Annotated in this window: 12 protein-coding genes; 6 read left to right on the top strand and 6 right to left on the bottom strand. The window is 54.1% G+C overall.

What is annotated here, in order from left to right:
* Positions 1 to 361: 361 nt before the first annotated feature.
* From WJU22_RS14615 to WJU22_RS14600, 4 genes are all read right to left on the bottom strand, one after another.
* Positions 362 to 1057, bottom strand: coding sequence for a hypothetical protein (locus WJU22_RS14615; protein ID WP_341838922.1), 696 nt, complete (start codon positions 1055 to 1057; stop codon positions 362 to 364).
* Positions 1058 to 1076: 19 nt separating this feature from the next.
* A complete protein-coding gene (locus WJU22_RS14610) occupies positions 1077 to 2666 on the bottom strand; it encodes a RagB/SusD family nutrient uptake outer membrane protein (RefSeq protein ID WP_341838921.1) in 1590 nt (529 codons plus the stop codon).
* A gap of 19 nt (positions 2667 to 2685) precedes the next feature.
* Positions 2686 to 5931 (bottom strand): SusC/RagA family TonB-linked outer membrane protein, encoded by a 3246-nt coding sequence (locus tag WJU22_RS14605; protein WP_341838920.1) that lies wholly within the window; start codon positions 5929 to 5931, stop codon positions 2686 to 2688.
* A gap of 336 nt (positions 5932 to 6267) precedes the next feature.
* Positions 6268 to 7287, bottom strand: coding sequence for an isoaspartyl peptidase/L-asparaginase (locus tag WJU22_RS14600; RefSeq protein WP_341838919.1), 1020 nt, complete (start codon positions 7285 to 7287; stop codon positions 6268 to 6270).
* Between the two features lie 111 nt (positions 7288 to 7398).
* Here WJU22_RS14600 and WJU22_RS14595 point away from each other — a divergent pair, with 111 nt between their 5' ends.
* From WJU22_RS14595 to WJU22_RS14585, 3 genes are all read left to right on the top strand, one after another.
* A complete protein-coding gene (locus tag WJU22_RS14595) occupies positions 7399 to 12210 on the top strand; it encodes a translocation/assembly module TamB domain-containing protein (RefSeq protein WP_341838918.1) in 4812 nt (1603 codons plus the stop codon).
* A 101-nt stretch (positions 12211 to 12311) separates the two neighbouring features.
* Complete coding sequence (locus WJU22_RS14590) at positions 12312 to 12641, top strand: hypothetical protein (RefSeq protein ID WP_341838917.1); 330 nt, start codon at positions 12312 to 12314, stop codon at positions 12639 to 12641.
* 26 nt (positions 12642 to 12667) lie between these two features.
* Positions 12668 to 12997, top strand: a complete 330-nt coding sequence (locus WJU22_RS14585) for a hypothetical protein (RefSeq protein WP_341838916.1) — start codon at positions 12668 to 12670, stop codon at positions 12995 to 12997.
* A gap of 456 nt (positions 12998 to 13453) precedes the next feature.
* Here the strand turns inward: WJU22_RS14585 and WJU22_RS14580 are convergent, their stop codons facing one another.
* Complete coding sequence (locus WJU22_RS14580) at positions 13454 to 14656, bottom strand: bifunctional 3,4-dihydroxy-2-butanone-4-phosphate synthase/GTP cyclohydrolase II (protein ID WP_341838915.1); 1203 nt, start codon at positions 14654 to 14656, stop codon at positions 13454 to 13456.
* Between the two features lie 344 nt (positions 14657 to 15000).
* Here WJU22_RS14580 and WJU22_RS14575 point away from each other — a divergent pair, with 344 nt between their 5' ends.
* The gene (locus WJU22_RS14575) at positions 15001 to 18222 is read left to right on the top strand and encodes a TonB-dependent receptor (RefSeq protein ID WP_341838914.1); all 3222 of its coding nucleotides are present in this window, start codon (positions 15001 to 15003) and stop codon (positions 18220 to 18222) included.
* A gap of 358 nt (positions 18223 to 18580) precedes the next feature.
* Here the strand turns inward: WJU22_RS14575 and WJU22_RS14570 are convergent, their stop codons facing one another.
* Positions 18581 to 19345, bottom strand: coding sequence for an alpha/beta hydrolase (locus WJU22_RS14570; RefSeq protein WP_341838913.1), 765 nt, complete (start codon positions 19343 to 19345; stop codon positions 18581 to 18583).
* 91 nt (positions 19346 to 19436) lie between these two features.
* Here WJU22_RS14570 and WJU22_RS14565 point away from each other — a divergent pair, with 91 nt between their 5' ends.
* On the top strand, positions 19437 to 19892 hold the full coding sequence (locus WJU22_RS14565) for a DUF695 domain-containing protein (protein WP_341838912.1): 456 nt from the start codon (positions 19437 to 19439) through the stop codon (positions 19890 to 19892).
* Between the two features lie 99 nt (positions 19893 to 19991).
* Entirely contained in the window at positions 19992 to 20702 is a 711-nt protein-coding gene (locus tag WJU22_RS14560) for an esterase family protein (RefSeq protein WP_341838911.1), read from the top strand.
* Positions 20703 to 20704: the final 2 nt, after the last annotated feature.

Raw genomic sequence — 20704 nt, 5'->3', positions numbered from 1 at the left:
CTTTCTTCTTCTTTTTCGAGCTCTTCCAGGGTTTTCTCCTGGCCGGTGAATTCGTCGATCCACTCCACCGCGTCTACCTGTTGCAGCATTTCCGGGGCGGGCTGACCGTTCCACTTGCGGATGGCGGCCAGTTCCACGGTGATGGGGCCTGTGGAGCGGTCGAGCAGCAGATCGCCTTTCATGACGTCGCGCCCGGTTTCGAGGGTCATGATCTTGTCTTTATAACGGATGTTGTTGCCGAAATATCCGTCTTGCAGGTCCACTTTCCGGCAGCCGTATGCGAAACCTCCGATGATGGCCGCCCCGATCAATATTTTATTTATAGTCTTCGTCTTCATGATTGCATGTTTTTTAATATCCCTTATTTAAAGGGGAAATTGAAGGTATGCGAGCCGTTGAGCACCTGGATGTTCCCGTTGGTGGCCTGCAGGTCGGTGGTGATAACGATACCGCTGCTGACCCAGGGGTTCCAGCGTTTGCCGTTCACTTCGGTTTCGGGCCAGGTATTGGCGGCGGTGAAACGGCGGCCGAAGAACTCTCCGTAACCGTTGTGGTACCAAACGCGGAAGAATTTCGGGCCGGCTTCCTTTACGCCGTTGTAATCGTCGCGGCGGGGGGAATCCAGGAAGACGGAGTCTCCGGAAAGCGTTTTAACGAACTGCCCACCGTTTCTGCTGATATCATAGTCGAAAGGCACTTCCTCACGCCAGATCTTCACGTTGGGGAGGATGTATTTCGACATGGCCTTGCGAAGCGTTTCCGTATTCACCGTATCCAGTTTGGCACCACCCATCTGCTTGAGGTAATTCACGACGCAGAGGTCTTTGGGGGCGATGAAGGTGATGTTGTTTTTCTGCACTTCTGCGGCCAGCCCGGTTTTGTCCAGGATCCAGACGATGGTGTCGAATTCCAGCGGACGGCTTTTCAGGAATTCGTAGATGTTCATATCCAGCTTGCCGGTGTGAACGCCACCGTCGAAGTAATGTTCTTTCTGGCAGGATGCTGTCAGCGCCACTGCGGCCAGGAAGAACCAGTATTTTAAGATGAGTTTTTTCATGATTCCAGTTTTTTTCTGTTTAGTAGCGTTGCCAGTAGCGCATTTGTTCCATGTTCGGGTTCTCGGTGAAAGCACGGTTGGAAACGGGCCATGTCCAGGCGCCTTCATTGAATTCATCCGTCGTCATATCCGGGCGGGTAGGCACTTTGATGTAATCGGGGGAAGTGATGTAGCCGGTACGTACGAGGTCGTAGTAGTAATGGCCTTCTCCCAACAATTCGCGGCGGCGCTCGTTGAATATCTCGAGGCCGAGGTCTGCGTCGGCACCAGTCCAATCGTTGAGCCATACCCTTTTGCGGATGGCGTTGAGATCTTTACGTGCGTCGGTGTAGTTGCCCAGACGAGCGTTGCACTCAGCGCGGAGCAGCATGATATCTGCGAGACGGAATACGACGATGTTGGCGTGATAGATGAAGCGAAGCGGATCTACTACCCAGGCGTACTTGGTGTACACGAATTCACCGGGTTTGGTGGAGCTGCCCGATTTGGGGAAGAGCGCTACAAAACGCTCGTCGTTCGTTGAGTCTGGATAGATGATTTTCGGGTCGGTGATCCGTGAAAAAGCGCGCGATCCTGCGGCGTTAGTGGAGTCGTTGATCTTGAGGTAATTGATCCCCCACAGCGGCTCGTTGCGGTTGGCCAGGTTGGGCCCGAAAAGCAGCAGGTTGGCAAGCGAGGTGTTCCTGCCTACTTCTCCGGTTCCGGGATCGAAGTCGATTTCCATGATCCCTTCCGAGCTTCTGCCGCGGAAGATGGTCGGGTATTGGTAATATACCGGTGCAGAAGAAGTAGGCTTGCGGTCTTCAACCAAGGTATAAATACCGCTGTTGATGACTTTCGAGGCATATGTTACCGCTTCAGCGTCTTTATGGCGCCATGCCAGCGTATGCGCCAGCGTAGCCTGAACCATTCCACTGGTCGCGCGGATGGCGTTGTAAGAGGCATTGGAATAGAATGTCGGCAATTTCGATTCAACGGCTTTCAGTTCCGACTCCACGAAATCCAGCACTTTGTTATAGTCTGTACGTCCCAGTTTTTCCGAAGTACGGGGCGCAGTCACCAGCGGCACATTCCCCCAAACGCGGACCATGTAGAAATAGGTGAACGCGCGCACGAAGCGGGCTTCTGATACATAATGCTCGCGGGTATTGGAAATGAACTGGTTGTCGGGGACACGGCCGGCATTTTCCAGCACGATGTTGCACTGTTCGATCACCTGGTAAAACGGGGCCCAGTTGAACAGGATGCCGTCCCAACCGTTGGTAGTACCCCATTCGCTGCGCAGCCTGTTTTTCCGCAGCGCCGCGTCCGTGTTCTCACGGATGGGATCTTTGGTGGTGTAGGAAGTAAGGCTCAGCCCCCTTCTGTCTCCGTACATATAAAAACGCGGCTGGTAACCATTCGGGTCGTTGGTATTCATCGGGCTTTCCACGAAAGTTGACCGGAGCAGTGCATAAGCGCCTGCCACCGCACCGTCCAGGTCTCGTTCGCTAGACCAGTACTTGGCGTCTGGTATTGAGTTGATGGGATCTATCTCCAGTTGCTTGTTACAGGAGAATGCCGTTAATCCCACCATCCCCATCAACACATAATATATTCCTCTTTTCATACGATGCTAGTTGTTTGGATTAGAAAGTCAAGTTTAAGCCCAGGGTAATTTTGCGGGACAACGGATAGTTACGGCCGCGGTCGTACCCGGACGGAAACTCGATACCTTCCGGATCTCTGCCGGAATATTTGGTCAGGATGAATACGTTTTCCGTATTGGCGTAAACCAACGCCCTGTCGAGCCCGATTCTGCGAATCGTCTTGGAAGGCACGTTATAGCTAACCATGAGGTTCTTCAGGCGCATGAACGAGGCGTCTTCCACGAACGCGCTTTTGTAATCATAAATGTTCCAGAAAGTCTGTACGGAACCGGTCCAATAGTTAAGCGTTGGGAAACGAGCGTCTTCCGCACCACGGCTGCCGGGAGCGAAGCCGAAAATGTCGTATTCGCCGAGCGGGGGAATGCCGCCCCAATCGAGGGAGTTACCGTTAAAATAATCGAACGACTTGTAGTTCGGATTATACCCACCAACAACTTTGGTAGAGTTCCAGTAACGTTGCAGCGCGGAGTTCACCACTTTAACACCAATACGGTAGTTGAACATCATGTCTACAGTGAAGTTCTTATACGAGAAGGTGTTCGTCCAGCCGCCTTCTAATTTGATGCTGGGATCGCCAACCCACATACGGTCGTTCACTTCACGTCCGCCATCGCCGTTCAGGTCGTTGATCTTGTAGTCGCCGTTAAGGTCCAGGAATCGGGGCGAGCCAACGCGGTAAGGCAGGTAGCCGTAATCGAAGTAGAGTTTTTTACCGGTGAAGGGATCCACGGGCACTTCGGCATCGCTTTGCCAAACCCCGTCGTTCACCATGAACAGGTAACCATAAGGTGCGGAGCCTACTTTTACCATGGTGAGTTGATCGAGGTACCAGGGCTGGTTGTTATTAGGGAGCTTCGCAACTTTTGTGGTATTGCGGGCCAGCGTCACCCGGGTCGTCCAGTTAAATCCGCCGGGCTTGGTGGAATTGAACACCTTGCCGGAGAGCGTCAACTCGAAGCCTTTGTTCAGCAAGTCTACCCCATTGCGGTTGATCATCGAATAGCCGGAGCTGGTGGGCAGTGTTTCGGCATAGGTACCTCCTTCTGTGTAGCGCTGATAGAAATCGGCAATTAAGCTGATCCGGTTTTTCAGCACGGCAATTTCGATACCGAGGTTCGACTGGTCAGAATATTCCCAGTCCAGATCACGGTTCTGCATTTGCGAGAAGTTCTGCACCGCTACAGGTGTGCCGCCGTATGTCGAAACATAGTTTTCCTGAGGTTCGCCGAATCCGCCGCCGATTGGCAACAGGCTGCTGATGCTTCCGTAGTCCTGCACGAACTGGTTCGCGGTTTTACCCCAGCTGTAACGCACCTTCGCTTCGTCGATCCAGGGAAGGTTGTTCTTCACGAAAGGCTCTTCGGTAATACGCCAACCCACAGAGAAGGTGGGGAAATAACCCCAGCGGCGATCGGGCGACAGCTTGGAAGAGCCGTCTGCGCGAAGGGATGCATCGAACAGGTATTTTTCACGGAAACCATAGTTTACTTTACCGAGAACGGAAGAAGTGGCGTTAGCGCCATATCCAGTTTGGGTAAAAGTATTTTTGCGTGAATATCCGTTTACGATCTGTACATAGTCGGATCCTCCACCTGTGCCCTGAATGATGGTGGATTCCATGGTATTCTTGTTGAATTCCTGTACCACGAACGCACCATAGTTATGGTCGTTGTTAGGGGTAGTATGGCTGTAAGACAGTTGGTTAGTGATCGTGTATGCGTTACTGGCGCCGTTGTACTGGCCGGCTTCGGAAATGCCGTTGTTGGCCACCCCTGCAAAGAAGTAATCACGCTTGTCGACCGCGTAACTGATCGACCCTGTGGAGGTGAAAAGCAATTCTGGCGTGAACTGGTACATTACCTGCAAACTGGTGTTGATGGTATTGGTAAAGTTCTTGTCACGGTTGCGCGTATATGCATCGAGCATGCCGCCGCCATAGGGGCTCTTGTCGGGCACCATGTAAACGGACGAAGGAACGCTCCAGATCCCGCGGGAGCTGATACCCTGCCCGTTACGGCTGTTGCCGCGGGAACGGTCGGTACGGCCCAGGTAGGATTGCAGCTGGATGGTCGTTTTCTTGTTCGGCAACAGGCGGCCCGTGAAACTCGCCGAATAGCGCTTGAAGCCGGTATTGAGGACGATGCCCTGTTCATCGTAGTAACCTCCGCCCAGGCGGAAGTTCCCCATCTCATTGCCAGACGAAACGCTGGCGTCGTAGTTCTGGATGCGGCCGGTACGGAAGTACATGCTCTGCCAGTCGGTAGAGTTGTTGAAATACGGGTTGAGGCTGTCCGTCATCTGGATAGGCATGCCTGACATCAGCTGGTCGTAAGGCGCGAAGCGCTGCCAGATGTCGACTTTTGCTTCACGCTCGGCCTTGCCGCCCAGCATGGGGAACAGCTGCGGAGCGAAGTTCACGCCGTTATAAGCGCGCAGGTCGATTTTGGGTTTGCCTGTTTTTGCCGTTCTGGTTTTGATGATGATGACACCGTTGGCACCGCGGGAACCGTAAACGGCCGCGGCGGCGGCATCTTTCAGTACGTCGATAGACTCAATGTCGTTCGGGTTCAGCCAGGAAATCGGGCTGTTGCCGGTGGCGAAATCGTTGGAGGAAAAACTTTTAGAGCCCGCACGGTCTGCCGGCACCTGGATCCCGTCCACCACGTAAAGGGGATCGGAGTAAATCCGGTTGTCGTTAAAGCTGGAAGCCACGCTGGCGTTACCGCGGATGAACACCGGCGCGCCGATGCCCGGTGCACCCGAGTTGTTAATTACGCCCAAACCAGCGATACGCCCCTGCAGCAGGTTCACCACCGAAGCTGCCGGGATGTTCTGGATCTCGTCGCCCTCAAGCCGCGTAACCGCGGTAGTCAGGGTTTTGCGTTTTTTCTGCTCGTACCCCGTGATCACAACGTCTTTCAGTTGCTGCGCATCCGATTGCATCACAACCTTGAAATCAGTGCGCCCTTCCACTTTGATCGTGGTACGGGTGTACCCCATGAAAGAAAATTCAAGGGAGGGACTGGCAGATTTTAAGGTCAGGGTAAATTTTCCGTCGGCCAGGGATGCCGTACCGTTGGAGGTCCCCACTTCCCGGATAGATACCCCGGGAAGGGCCTCACCTTTGGCATCCGTCACTGTACCGGACACCTTTCGGTCCTGAGCTAGGGCAACAGCATACGCTGCCCCTAGCAGGACCAACAAAAAGAGTAGCTTCTTGGTCATACAAATCTTGATTGATAAAACTGGTAATGATGCTGAACGTATTGCAACGAAGAAGAACTTCTTTTGCAATTCGTTCAACCGAAAAATAGAATGATTAAAATTTTGTTAAAAATCCCACCATCAAATCATGATAGTGCCATTACATTTCATCAATCGAAAAATATGTCTGACTTAAAACGTAAAATTTAGTTGAATTATTGATTTGATTATCAATACTATACGTACTTGATAAATTCAAAGATATTATTACGAATTTTTCGTATCTTAATTTATCATCACTATTGTGCAAAATACCATCAACACAAACACAGATGCGTGACAATGTGATGACATATGCTATTTGAAGATCATCACTTCCATCCTCCCATTTTCAGTAATAGCCGCCCGATACATGCCCGCCGTGTTAAAAGGCATCGCGATCCGGCCGTTCCTGTCGATCGCGATGAGGCCCCCGTCTCCCCCCAACGCCGGTACTTTCTTCATTATCAATTCGTTCGCCGCATCCCGGACACTCATTCCTTTGTATGCGATCAGGTCACAAACCGTTTTCGCCACCACCAGCCGGATGAAATACTCACCCCAACCCGTACACGAAACGGCGCAGGTCGCGTTATCGGCGTACGTCCCGGCCCCGATCACCGGCGCATCCCCCACCCGGCCGTACCGCTTGTTGGTCATGCCCCCGGTAGACGTGGCCGCCGCCAGGTCCCCCTGCCGGTCGAGCGCCACCGCCCCCACCGTGCCGAATTTATAGTCGCGCATCTCCGCTCCCAGCCTCGCGGAAGCCGCCGTGTCCGCATGGCCCAGCTGCTGCCGCGTCGAATCCAGCTGCCGGGCGCGCAATAGCCCCTGCCAGCGTTCCTCCGTCCGGAAATAAGACGGGTCCACGATCTCCAGGCCTGCTTCCTTCGCAAACGTCTCCGCCCCTTTCCCGACCATCATCACATGTTTACTTTTCTCCATCACCGCCCTGGCGGCGGATATCGGGTTCTTCACCACGGTAACGCCAGCCACCGCGCCGGCTTCCAGCGTTTTACCGTTCATGATCGCCGCATCCAGCTCATTCTTCCCCTCAGCCGTGAACACCGCGCCCTTGCCGGCATTGAAAAGCGGACAATCTTCCATCGACCGCACCGCCGCCTCCACCGCGTCCAGGCTCGACCCGCCCTTGCTCAGCACATCATAACCCGCCGTCAGCGCAGCTTTCAGCGCATCTCGGTAGGCCGTTTCCTTTTCCGGCGTCAGTTGCGATCTCAAAATGGTACCGGCCCCACCGTGGATGACCAGCACGTATTTTTCCTGGGCCGCTGCCCAACCGGTTTGTATCAGGAGGCAAAAAATGAGTATAAAGCGCATGGGATGGGTTTTATTCAAATTTATATGTAGCAGATTCAATTGGCAAACATTTTGGTAATGACTATTTTTGCCGGAATAAATCGGAGTTCCCTGAAAAAAGTTCGCAAAATATTGACCATTGCCCTGCTGAGCCTGCTGGGCCTGTTACTCCTCGTCAGTATCCTCGTCAATATTCCCTACGTTCAGAACCTGCTTGTCCAGGAAGTTACGGCGCGGCTGTCCAAACAGCTGAACACCCGTGTCGAAATCCGCCACGTCAACTTCCGCCTGTTCAACAGCATGCGCCTGGAAGGCACGCTGGTGGAAGACCGGAACAAAGATACCCTCCTTTACGCAGAAGCCCTCCACGTCCGCATCACCGACTGGTTCTTCATCCAGGAAAAACCGGTGCTCAAGTTCGTAGGGCTCGAAGATGCGCAGGTCAACCTCATCCGCCCCCGGAACGACTCCCTCTGGAATTATCAATTTATTATAGACGAGTTCGGCGGCGCCCCCGTTCAGCCGGCCAAAAAACAGAAAACCGGTATTTCGCTCGACCTGAAAAAAGTGGACTTCCGCCGCGTGCGGTTCAACCTGGTCGACCAATGGGTAGGCGAAGACATGAACGCCTCCGCCGGCCGCATCTACCTCGACGCCGAACAGCTCGATCTCCTGACCCGCAACATCAAGATCAACGAGCTCCTGCTCGATCAGCCCTCGTTCGTGGTATCCAGCTACCCGGCCAGCCCCCTGCGCAAGCGCCGCGCCCCGTCGCCCGCCGCACCGAAACCCGTGCTGGACTCCGCCGCCATCGTGCCTTTGCGATGGAATGCCGACAACTGGAAACTGATCGTCAAATCCCTCACGATCAAAGACGGCACGTTCGGCGTCAACAACCTCAGCGATTCGGTGCCTTCCACGGCCGGGCAGTTCGACCCCTCGCGCATCCGGTTCGCCCAGATCAACCTCTCGATCTCCAACAGCCGGCTCGTGAAAGACAGCATTTTCGCAGACCTGGCGCTCAGCACCCGCGAGCGCAGCGGGTTCGAGGTAAAATCGCTCAAGGCGAAATTCAAGATGTCGCCCGTCGAAATGGAATTCAACGACCTCGACCTGGTGACCAACAACAGCCACATCAAGGATTATTATACGATGCAATACGAGGACATGGCCGACCTGGGCGACTATGTAGACCTCGTGACCATGAAGGCCAATTTCCGCGAAACCCGCCTGTCGTCTGACGATATCGCGTTTTTCGCGCCGCCGCTTTCGGCCTGGGATACGGAAATTTTGGTAAATGGGTCGGTGGAAGGGCCGGTGAGCAACCTTTCGGCAGACAGCATGCAGCTGCAGGGCGGAAAGGCGACGCGGCTCCGGGGGAACTTCAGCATGAGGGGGCTTCCGTACATCAACGAAACATTTATCGATTTCAACGCGCGGGAGCTCACGACCAGCGGCGCCGACGTCCGCCAGTTCTTCCCCATGCTCAAAGATATCACGGCCGTGAAAACCGAGCTCATCCAGCGGCTCGCCTTCCAGGGAAGCTTTACCGGGTTCGTGAACGACTTCGTGGCCTACGGGAAATTCCAGACCAACCTCGGCAACCTCGATTCCGACATCAACTTCAAGACGAGCAAAGACGTGCCCGTTTACTCGGGAAGCCTTACCACATACGACTTCCAGCTCGGCGAGCTCCTCGGCAACACCATCGTGGACCGGGTAACGATGAAAGCCAAGGTAAAAGGCGAAGGTTTCAATTTCAAAAACCTGAAAGCCGCGGTAGACGCGGATATACAGCAGATCGGGCTATACGGCTATCAATATCAGAACCTGAAGACCGAAGGCGAAATGAACCGGAAGTTCTTCAACGGTGCGCTGACCGTGAACGATCCCAACCTGGACATGGATTTTACGGGAACGATCGATTTCAACAGCCGTCTGCCCATATTCAATTTCTATTCGGAAATACGCAACAGCGACCTCAAAGCGCTCCACCTCACGGAAGATTCCATCACGCTGCAGGCGAAAGCCGACCTCAATTTTGCCGGCAGCAACATCGATAACTTCGACGGCACCGCCCGGCTGTACGACCTTTCCCTGTTCAAAAACCGGAACCGCGTGGAATTCGACAGTCTTTCCGTCTACACCGGCACTGAAAACGGGCTGAAAACCTTACGGGTACGGGGGAACGAGGTAAACGGGTTCGTGCAGGGAAGCTATAGTTTCATGGAATTGCCCAACGCTTTCAAACTGTTCCTCAATAAATATTATCCCAGTTTCTTCAAATCGCCGCCCATGGTCAATGCCGGGCAGGACTTCACGTTTTCCCTGGAATTCGGGCAGGTGGACAAGCTCATCGCCGCTTTTACCAACGACGTGAGCGGTTTCGACGGCACACGGATCGAGGGGGCACTCAATACGCTGACGGGGAACGTGTCGCTCAATGCGGTGGTCCCTCAGGCGGCTTTCCGGGATTTCGGGGTGAGGAACCTCGTGCTCAAGTCCACCGGCGATTTCAGCCGTATCAACGTAAGCACGAGCCTGGGCGAGGTGTTGTTCCGGGACAGCGTCATGTTCCGCAATCCGCTCATCCTGGCCAGTTCTGGGAAAGACACCTCGCTCATCAAACTCGATCTGCAGGCGGAAGACACGACTTCCCTCAATGGTTTCTATGCACGGCTGGTAACGGTAGGCGACGGCGTGAAGATCCACTTCCTCAACAGCTCCTTCACCGTGAACGGCAAGCCCTGGAACATGATGTCGGGGAATGAAGTATACTGGAGCACCGATTTCCTGACCGTCCATAACCTGAAAATCACGCGCAACGACCAGGCCATTACTATCAGCACGAACGAATTCAATCCGGACGAGTCGCGGTTCATGATCAACCTGAAAGACCTGAACCTCGCCGATATCATCTCCCACGGCCTTACCAGCTACCTCATCGAAGGCATGGCCAATGGCGATATCGACGTGCACGATCCTTTCGGGCGGCTGAGCGTGGACGCTGACGTGCGGACGAGCCAGCTGCGGGTAGACAATGACTCCATCGGGCTGGTGAACTGGAAAGGAAATTACGACCATACGATCGGGCAGCTTTCCTTCGACGTGTCGGCCGACAATTCCCTGGCGAGCTTTACGGCGAAAGGCACGGTGGGCCTCAGCGACAGCAACCGCGTGTTGAACGCGTCCACCGACCTGAACAACACTTCCATCAGCCTGCTCGATAAATACCTGGGAGATTATGTGAGCGAACTGACCGGTTCGGCTACCGGCCACCTCGACGTGACCGGCACTACCGACAAGCCATCGTTCCGGGGATCGGTGAAGGTGCAGGATATCGGGATGAAAGTGAATTATCTCGGCACGCGGTACAAAATCCCCCTGCTCCACGTGCATCATATGGATGATAACCTTATCGAAATGAAGCCGTTCACGCTGATCGACAAGTTCAACAACAAGGCGGTGGTGAATGGGTTTATCCAGCATCAGAACTTTTACGATATGGTGTTCGAGTTCGACGTGCAGTCAGACAAGTTCCTGTTCCTGGATACGGGGCCGGCGGATAACGACCTGTATTATGGAACGGTGCTGTCGCAGGGAAGGGTTTATTTTACAGGTCCGCTCGAAAACCTCGAGCTTCGCGTGCTGGCGCGCCCGCTGAAGGGCACGCATTTCTACCTGCCGCTGAGCGACAGCAAGGATATCGGCAAGCACGAATACATCCGGTTCAAGCAATACGGAAAGGTGGTGGAAGAGCAGAAAAAGAAGAGCGACATCAAGCTGAATGTGAAGATGGACATCGCCGCCAACCCCGACGCGCAGATCGATGTGATCCTGAATGCCTCCACGAACGACGTGATTTCCGCCAACGGAACGGGCAACCTGGCCATCAATGTGAACCTGGAAGGGGATTTCACGATGTACGGCAATTATACGATCAATACCGGTACCTATAATTTCAGTTTCCAGCGGCTCGCCAGCTGGAAGTTCGATATCGACAAGAACAGTACGATTTCCTGGAACGGGGATCCTGGCGAGGCTTTGGTGAACATTACGGCGAAGTACAGCATTCCCAAGGTGAGTTTGTATAACCTCAGTACCGCCGCCGCCTCGGGCGCGGCAGGGGCATCAGCTACAGACGACAAGCTGATGAACCGTTCGGAGCGGGTGGATATTTTGCTGTACCTGCGGCAATCGCTCACGCAGCCGACCATCACTTATGAGATTACTTTGCCGGACGTGGGGTCTATGGCGTATGAGAGCGGGGTGGCGTCGCGGTTGAAGGAGATCAACTCCAACCAGAACCAGGCTTTGTACCAGATTTCGTACCTGTTGGCAACGGGCCAGTTCCAGCCGCCAGACGGCAGCGCCAACGTGGCGATTACGGGTAAAAACAGTGTGGGGCAGGCTTTGAGCGCGCAGGCTTCGGCGATCCTGAACAACTTCTCCAATACTTTCCTCAAGAATGCGGGGATCGGTTTCAATGTAAACTATACGGCATACAACTTCAATAACAGCGCCAGCAGTTCGTATGACCGGAACCTGGTGAGCACGGGTATCACGAAATCTTTCCTGAACAACCGGATACGTTTATACGTAGGCGGGAACTACGACTGGGGAAGGGTTTCGGCGAGCTCTTCCACGCAAAACTTCGCGGGCGACTTCCGGATCGAGTATTTGCTGACGCCGGACGGGCGTGTTCGTCTGAATGCGTTCAGCAAGATGGATTATGATGCATGGTTGCTGGACAACAGGATCCGGAGTGGCGTGGGGATGTCTTACGTACGTGATTTCAACCGGTTCGGCGAGCTTTTCAGCGACCGGCGGTTGCGGCGGGTACAGGACAGCATTGCGCGGGCCGCGATGCTGCGGAGGATGCAGGAAGACAGTTTGCGGCACGAGGATCACGAGCATGAAAAAGACTCGGTGGACAGACCCTAAAAAGGTATACATACCACGTTCAAAAAATGAACGGAATGAACGGCTTCTAAAAAATTTTTGTGTCCGATTTATGGCTACATTTTCATCAAAATCAGATGAAGATGCAAACTACTATTCACGTAACACAACCAGTGAAGATGCCTGAATTGTCTGCCATGACACATGAGCAGAAAAAGGATCTTATTCAGCGATGTATTCAGGTACATGCAAAAGGGACGGATTTCTGGATGACGTATTCGGAGATTGCGGAATGCACGGGGTTGACGCGGAAGGAAGTCAAAAAAACCATGTATGCCAGCGGGACATGCTTTCTCGAATCATCCTGGAGAATGGCAGACGGCGAAATTCTCGTTACGGTGCGGCAATTGTATGAAGACCGGACCAGTTTTTTTGAAAAAGTGTTAGCGGCTTTTACCGGACAGCGAGACTAGTATTTCATGCTTTAAAATTGTAGCGAATGATGGAGCAATTCATCCATTCTCCCGCATTCTGTTGTATGCTGGGAGGGTTAACCGTTCCTATTGCTCAACGAATCGAACCTGGCAATTCCGTCGAAAGCGGGATACAGAGCGGTTTCCGCCTATTACCATTTTTAGGCTCCATGCTCATGTATGCAGTAGTCGGGGCGATTGCGGGGCACATATTCTTTGAGGATTATGTAGTTTCTTCGAAGATCCGGTATTTTGTCACCGGAATTATTGCACCCATTATCATCAACAGGATTATCAATTCGGGCAGGGATTTGTTGAACAGAGGTAAAGCGACGGTAAAGCTGAGACCTGAATAAGTGCGGTACAGTGTAGGGTAGGATAAGCGTAAATGCTTGTTGGCCGTAATCAGCCATCATTGATGAACCCGAAATCGAATTGCAGGAAGAGGAGAAAACAGGTCTTGTTCAAAACAGCGAACCCTGCGCCAGGGCGCCGGGTTCGCTTACGTAATGTCTTATGATAAAAAGCGGGAACCTGGTTTGTAAGGGATTTTACCGTTTTGCATGACTTTATGGGATAGCGGTCAGGGTTTTGGAACGTAAAGCCTGATCGCAATACCCTGTACGGTCAAGGTTTCGGATCGTAAAGTTCAACGCCTGATCACAATTCCCTGAGTGGTCAGGGTTTTGGAACGTAAAGTTCAATGGCTGATCGCAATTCCCTGATTGGCCTGCCGGCGGTAAAAAGATCAAGGCCCACGTTCCTTTCCGGACCGTGAGCCTTGATGCTAATACCTTATGCGTGTGAGCCGGTTATCCTTTCAGGATTTCGTGCCCGAGCTTATCGCGTTTCGTTTTGAGATAAAATTCGTTGTGGGGATTGGGATGGATTTCGATCGCCACGTTCTCCACGATCTCGAGGCCGTAGCCTTTGAGGCCCGCGCGCTTGCGGGGATTGTTCGTGATGAGGCGCATTTTCGTCACGTTCATGTGCCGAAGGATTTGCGCGCCTACACCATAATCGCGCTCGTCCATCCCGAAGCCCAGTTCCAGGTTCGCTTCCACGGTATCTTTGCCTTCTTCCTGGAGTTTGTAGGCTTTGAGTTTGTTCATAAGCCCGATGCCGCGCCCTTCCTGGTTCATGTACAAAATGAGGCCTTTGCCTTCCTTTTCCACCATTTGCATGGCAGCCTGCAGCTGTTCGCCGCAGTCGCAACGGAGGGAATGCAGGATGTCGCCCGTAAAGCAGCTGGAATGGACGCGCACCATCACGGGATCTCCCTGGTTCCAGTCGCCCTTTTTCAGCGCCATGTGCATGTCGCCGGAATTGAGCTGCTTGAAAGCTACCAGTTCGAAATTGCCGTATTTGGTGGGCATCTGCACCCGTACTTCTTCCTCGATGAGGGATTCGGTACGGAGGCGGTATTCGATCAGGTCCTTGATGGAAATGAGTTTGAGGTCGAATTTTTTGGCGATCTCGCGGAGCTCGGGAAGCCGGGCCATGGTACCGTCTTCATTCATGATCTCCACCAGTACGCCCGCAGGCTCGAAGCCAGCCAGGCGCGCCAGGTCGATCGTAGCTTCGGTATGCCCCGTTCTGCGAAGCACACCGCCTTTTTTAGCCCGCAGAGGGAAAATGTGCCCGGGTTTGCCCAGTTCTTCGGGCCGGGTATTGGGATCGATGAGCGCCTGAACGGTTTTGGCGCGGTCGGAGGCGGAAATGCCCGTGGTGCAGCCGTGGCCCAGGAGGTCGACAGATACGGTAAAGGGCGTCTGGTGCAATGCGGTATTGTCGCGCACCATCAGATCGAGCCCCAGCTCCTCACAACGCTCCTCCACAAGAGGGGCGCAGATCAGCCCGCGGCCGTACATGCTCATAAAATTGATCACTTCCGGTGTCACGTTGCGCGCAGCCGTAATGAAATCCCCTTCGTTCTCACGATCTTCGTCATCCACTACAATGACCAGTTTCCCCTTCTTTATATCCTCAATGGCGGATTCGATAGTATCCAGCATAATGATTCTTCTAATGTGAAATGAATGTGCAAAGTTAGGATATAAAATCGACGTTTGACGCGCCCCAGCCCCCAGCCTTCCCCTCCCGGCCACCCTTCACATATTAAACAATAATTAATTTGAAAAAATAAAAATCTGTCCGGGAAGCATTTAAACAAATCGCACCCGTTTTCAGTTATAAAAGGAAGAAATCAAAATCTAAGGGCACAATTGTTTCCGAATATTCAACATGTAACAATTTGTTAAAGTCAAGTTAAATTTTACCCGGCTTATTTCGTCATCTTTGCACCATCATCATCAAATCGGTTGTTATGGGATTTAAAAAGTTACTCATTACAAGTATTATGCTTGTGCTGGGAATGACCTGCGCATATTCACAGGTTACCACCGGCGGCATCACGGGAACCATTAAAGATGCCAGCTCCAATGAAATGCTTATCGGCGCCACCGTGAAGGCCGTTCACGTACCCACCGGCACCATTTATGGCACCACCACCATGGAAAACGGCCGCTACAACATTCCGAACATGCGCGTTGGCGGTCCATACACCATCACCGTCACCTACGTGAGCTACAAAGAAGAAAAAATCGAGAACGTGGCCATTCCACTCGGCCAGATCTTCCGGCTCGACTTCGCCCTCCAGTCTGCCTCCACCGGCCTCCAGGAAGTAGTGATCACCGGCAGGCAGGATAAAACCTTCAACGCAGGGCGCACCGGTGCCTCCACCGCCATCGGCCGCGAACAACTGGCCAACCTGCCCTCCCTCAGCCGCGGCGTCGCCGATTTCACGAAACTCACGCCCCAATCCGGTAAAAAACTCAACTTCGCCGGCCGTAACGGCTTATATAACAGCTTTACCATCGACGGCTCCACCTTTAATAATGCATTCGGCATCACCGAGCTCCCCGGCGGCCAAACCAACGCCCAGCCCATCAGCCTCGACGCCATCGAGCAATTGCAGGTAAACCTCGCTCCCTACGACGTGAAACTCAGCGGTTTCACCGGCGCCGGCATCAACGCCGTTACCCGCGGCGGCACCAACGAATTCTCCGGTTCGGTATATACCTTCATCCGCTCTAAAGGCCTCACCGGCAGCAAGGTAGACGGACAAACGGTGCAGAAAGACGATTTCAAACAGAACCAATACGGCTTCCGCGTGGGCGGGCCCATCATCAAGAATAAACTCTTCTTCTTCATCAGCGGCGAACTGGAACGCCAGGAATCCCCCGCCAGTAACTTCCGCGCCAACCGCGACCCCAACGCCAAATCCGTGAACGACGTTCCCGCCGGCGTGGCTTTCGTAAACGCATCCGCCCTCGATTCCGTCCGCAACCTGCTCATCAGCAAATACGGCTACGATCCGGGACGATATGAAGATTTCTCGCTGCCTACGCACAACGATAAAGTAACGGCCCGCTTCGACTGGAACATCAACGACAAAAACAAGCTGACCTTCCGCTACAGCTGGCTCAACGCTTACCGCGACATCGGCCCCAGCGCTTCCAACTCCAACAGCGGCCGCGGCCAGAGCAGCACTTCGCTGTATTTCGAGAATATGAAATACCGGCAGTACAATAAACTCAATTCCTTCGTACTGGAATGGAACAACAACATCAGCAACCGCTTCGCCAATAACCTCACCGCCACCTACTCCCGTTTCCGCGACCACCGCGAGATCTTCGGGCGCCCGTTCCCGGTAGTTGACCTCGAAGCCGGCGGCAGGAACTATATTTCCTTCGGCTCCGAGCCCTTCTCCGGCCTCAACAACTCCGGGCAAGACCTCTGGCAGATCACCAACAACTTCAACTGGTACATGGGCAAACACACGCTGCTGTTCGGCGTGAGCGGCGAATACTACAGATTCAGCAACGGTTTCGCGCAGTTCGTGTACGGCCAGTTCCGGTATGCCAGTGTAAACGATTTCTTCGACGCAACAGACGACAATACCGTGATGCCCTCGTTCTACCAGCGCACTTTCTCCGCCATCCCCGGCGATCCCGCTCCTATCGCCAAGCTGAACACGGCGGCGATCGCAGCGTATGTGCAGGACGAATTCCAGGTGGCGAATAATTTCCGGTTGACGTACGGCGTCCGCATCGACGTGCCCTGGTACCCCAGCGATCTCGCTACCAATCCGAAAGTCAATGACATGACCTTCCGCGACGGCGAGAAACTGGACGTTGCCAAACTCCCGAAAACGCAGATCCTCTGGTCGCCCAGGCTGGGCTTCAACTGGGACGTGGCAGACAATAACACCTACCAGATCCGCGGTGGTACGGGTATCTTCACCGGCCGCATTCCCTTCGTATGGGCCGTGAACCAGGCCGGTCAGAACGGGCTGCTTTTCGGTAACGAGTTCACCACGAACCCGACGAACCGTCCGTTCACCGACAACCCCAGCGCCTATATCCCCGCCAATCCGGCCGCATCGCCCACATATGCCATCAACGTCATCGATCCCGACTTCAAATACCCGCAGGTATGGCGGTCGAACCTCGCGGCAGACATTCGCCTGCCGGCAGATGTGATCCTGACACTGGAAGGTATTTATACCAAAGACATCAATGCGGTCTTCCATCGCGACGCGAACCTGAAATACCCGACCGGCACGCTTCCCGGCCCGGACAAGCGCCCGCTTTTCCCCGGCGGAAGCGCCAACCGCATCAACAGCAGCCTCACCAACGCCATCGTGCTGGATAATTCATCGAAAGGTTACTCCTACGCGCTCACCGCGCAACTGCAGAAAACCTTCGACTTCGGTTTGAGCGGCATGGTGGCCTACACGTATACCGACGCGAAAGACGTGACGTCCAGCCCAGGCTCCCAGGCGGCGAGCGCATATAACGGCAACCAGATCGTGGGCGATCCGAACATCCCCGTGCTGGCGCGCACCAACTTCCTCGTTCGCAACCGCGTGATCGGTACGCTTTCCTACAACATCAAATACGCCAAGCTCCTCGGCACCACGCTCTCCCTCATTTACGAAGGGCAACCATATAACGACGGGTTCGATAACTCGCGCGTAAGCTACGTGTATGGCGGCAACGTGAACAACGACAACGGCACGAGCAACGACCTGGTATATATTCCGCGCAATGCCAGCCAGATCATCCTCATCCCCAGCCGCGCCGGCTTCAACCAGCCGCCCGATACCCGCACGCCTGCACAGATCTGGGACGACCTCGACAAGTACATCCGCAGCAATCCCTATCTCGACAAGCGCCGCGGACAATATGCAGAAAGGAACGGCCTGGAATTCCCCTGGTACAACCGTTTCGACTTCCGCCTCGTACAGGATATCGATTTCAGCAAGATCGCGCCGAAATCGAAAAGTAAGTTGCAGTTGACGTGGGACATCATCAATGTGGGCAACCTGTTGAACAGCAAATGGGGCGTAACACAAACGGCCAACACCAGCAGCTTCCTCGCTTTCCGCGATTACAACGGGGCCGGCGGGCAACCGCGCTTCTCGTTCGACAAGCTGAGCGGCCCTTTCCGTACCAATACCGGCATCGCGTCGCGCTGGCAGATGCAAGTGGGCGTGCGCTACATTTTCAATAACTAAACCTCACCTGTAAAACGATAAAAGCCGCCCGGTGTATCCGAGGCGGCTTTTTTATGGATGGAAAAATTCATCCATTAACACAAAAATTACATCCGGCGCACATCCTGCTGCGTTAGTATTAACAGAACGGGCCTCCCGGTGCCGGGCATACGATGCAGAGCGAACGCTTCCAGGTTAAAGACATTTGCTCCGGGACGACTTTTCTATCGAATTACAGAGGACAATGGCTGACGAGATTGCCGTTCCGCGTAGGGTGGGGCGGCTTTCTTTTTTATTTCCGGTGGAAAGGAGCCAACCGGGCTTTATGGCCCGATCGGGGAAATCGCGCAGCTTACTTTTTTATTTCGGTGGAAGGGATTCAACCGGTTTTAACGACCCATTCGAGGAAATCGGGCATCACTCCGGCCCAGGTTTCGGTGTTGTGGCGGCCGCCGGGCACCAGCGCATATTGAATATGCCGGCCTTTTTCATAGCCTTTGGTTTCGAGGATGCGCACAAGGTCTTCCGTATCGTCTACCGCGTCGATGACGCCGTTGGCGTTGCGGTCTGCCAGTTCATCTTCCGTTCCGGCTTCGAAAAAGAATTTCAGTTCTGGCTTGAATAATCCTTCTTCCACCTGGCGGTGCATGATGCGCGGGCCGCCGTCGGTCGATGAGCGCCACCAGAGCGATCCCGAGAAAACACCGGCTTTCCGGAACTGGTCGGGATGGTTCCAGACGATGTCGAGCGCGGAAAGTCCACCCAGTGAGAACCCCGCGAAGGTGATATCCGGAAACGCTTGGTGGTAGCGGTCCCGGAGAAACGGGAGCAGCTCCCGCAGCACGAAGCGCGCGTACAGCGAGGCTTTGCATCCTTCTCCCCTCGCCCCCACATGTTTTTCCGTTCCATATTCCTGGTTGCGCTGCGGGCCGGCATGGATAGCAGCCACCCACAACGAAGGATGGCTGTGGTTTTGCAAATGTTCCAGCATGGCGGGGAACCCCATGGCGTCCAGCTCCTGGCCGTCGTTCACCAGCAACAGGTGGGGCGTTTCGCGCGGGGACGCGGGCAAAAAGCAATCGAATGTCACTTCCCGCTGGAGGAAGATCGAATACTGGCCGAAGGATTCTTTTCTGGGAAGCATAGCAGGCGGGTTGGGTTCTTCTGTAATTTAACAAATTGACGCCAGAAATGCGCCGCAGAAATGTTATTTTACAGTTGTGAAAAGAGGAAAAATGCCATTCAAACCATTCCTGTTGCCACTGGCGATGCTGATCTCGCAGGCTGTTTGGGCGCAACAGGCCGTACCGGGTACCGACAAATCCGTTCCCAACACCCTCATCAAAGGCCAGGCGCCCGATGGCGCGTACCCCTTTCTGGTGGTGACGGAACTGACGCTCCCGGGCTGCAAGGGCACCGGGCAAACCGCCGAACAGGAAGAAACCCACGCATCCATCGCCGAATCCGCGTCTCGCCAGATGCAACTGCTCACCACCAACGTGGAAGCGGGTTTCAAATCCGAAGGCTGCAAACGCACCGATTACTATTACGTTTCCGATACGCTGGACCTGCGTTCGGTCATGAATATTTTCTATAAAGACAACTACGGCGCCTATCCGCATTCCGTGAGCATCCGGCCCGATCCCGGCTGGAAAGCGTACCTCTCGCTGCTGGAAGCCGCCGGGAAATAAGCTGGACCTGTATCCTTTAACCTGTGAAAAACCGAACGGCGCATGCCAACATTTACCATTCCTTTACCTGGAAAACGTTTATCCGTAAAACCCGTAGCATTGACAGAAAACTATTACAAATGGCAATCCCCCTCGTTGGGCCGCGAATTTGAAATGCTCGTTTTCGGCCATGCAGGCTACCCGCTGATCCTCTTCCCCACTTCCATGGGGCGGTATTACGAAAACAAGGACCGCGGGCTGATCGAGTCCGTAGCCTGGTTCGTCCAAAATGGACGGGTACGGATTTATTGTCCGGACAGCATCGATGCGTCGAGCTGGTTCAACCGCCACATCCACCCTTCCGAACGGGCACGCAACCACGCGTTGTACGACGGGCTACTCATGGACGAGCTCCTGCCCCGCATCCGGCAGGAAACCGGCCACGAGCGCGTTGCGGTAGGTGGTTGCAGTTTCGGGGGATATCATGCGGCCAATTTCGCTTTCCGCCACCCGGAATCAGTAGCGTACCTTTTTTCGCTGAGCGGTTTGTTCGACATCCGCGCGCGGGCGGAAGGGCATTACGACGATAACATCTACTATCATAACCCCATGGACTTCGTGCCCGACAACAGCCACCCCGACCTCTGGCGAATGGGGATCGTGCTCGGCGCTGCGGAACACGATATTTCCAGGGCGCAGAACGAACAGTTCTCCGGCATCCTGCAACAAAAGAATATCCAGCACTGGCTCGACGTAAGGCCGAATTCGCACCACGACTGGCCCGCCTGGAAAGAAATGCTGCCGCATTATCTCTCGCTGTTAAAACATTGACG

Source organism: Chitinophaga caseinilytica (assembly GCF_038396765.1).
GTDB classification, from domain to species: domain Bacteria; phylum Bacteroidota; class Bacteroidia; order Chitinophagales; family Chitinophagaceae; genus Chitinophaga; species Chitinophaga caseinilytica.
The sequence above is the reverse complement of the archived record's forward strand: the minus strand, read 5'-3'. Positions and strand labels throughout refer to the sequence as shown.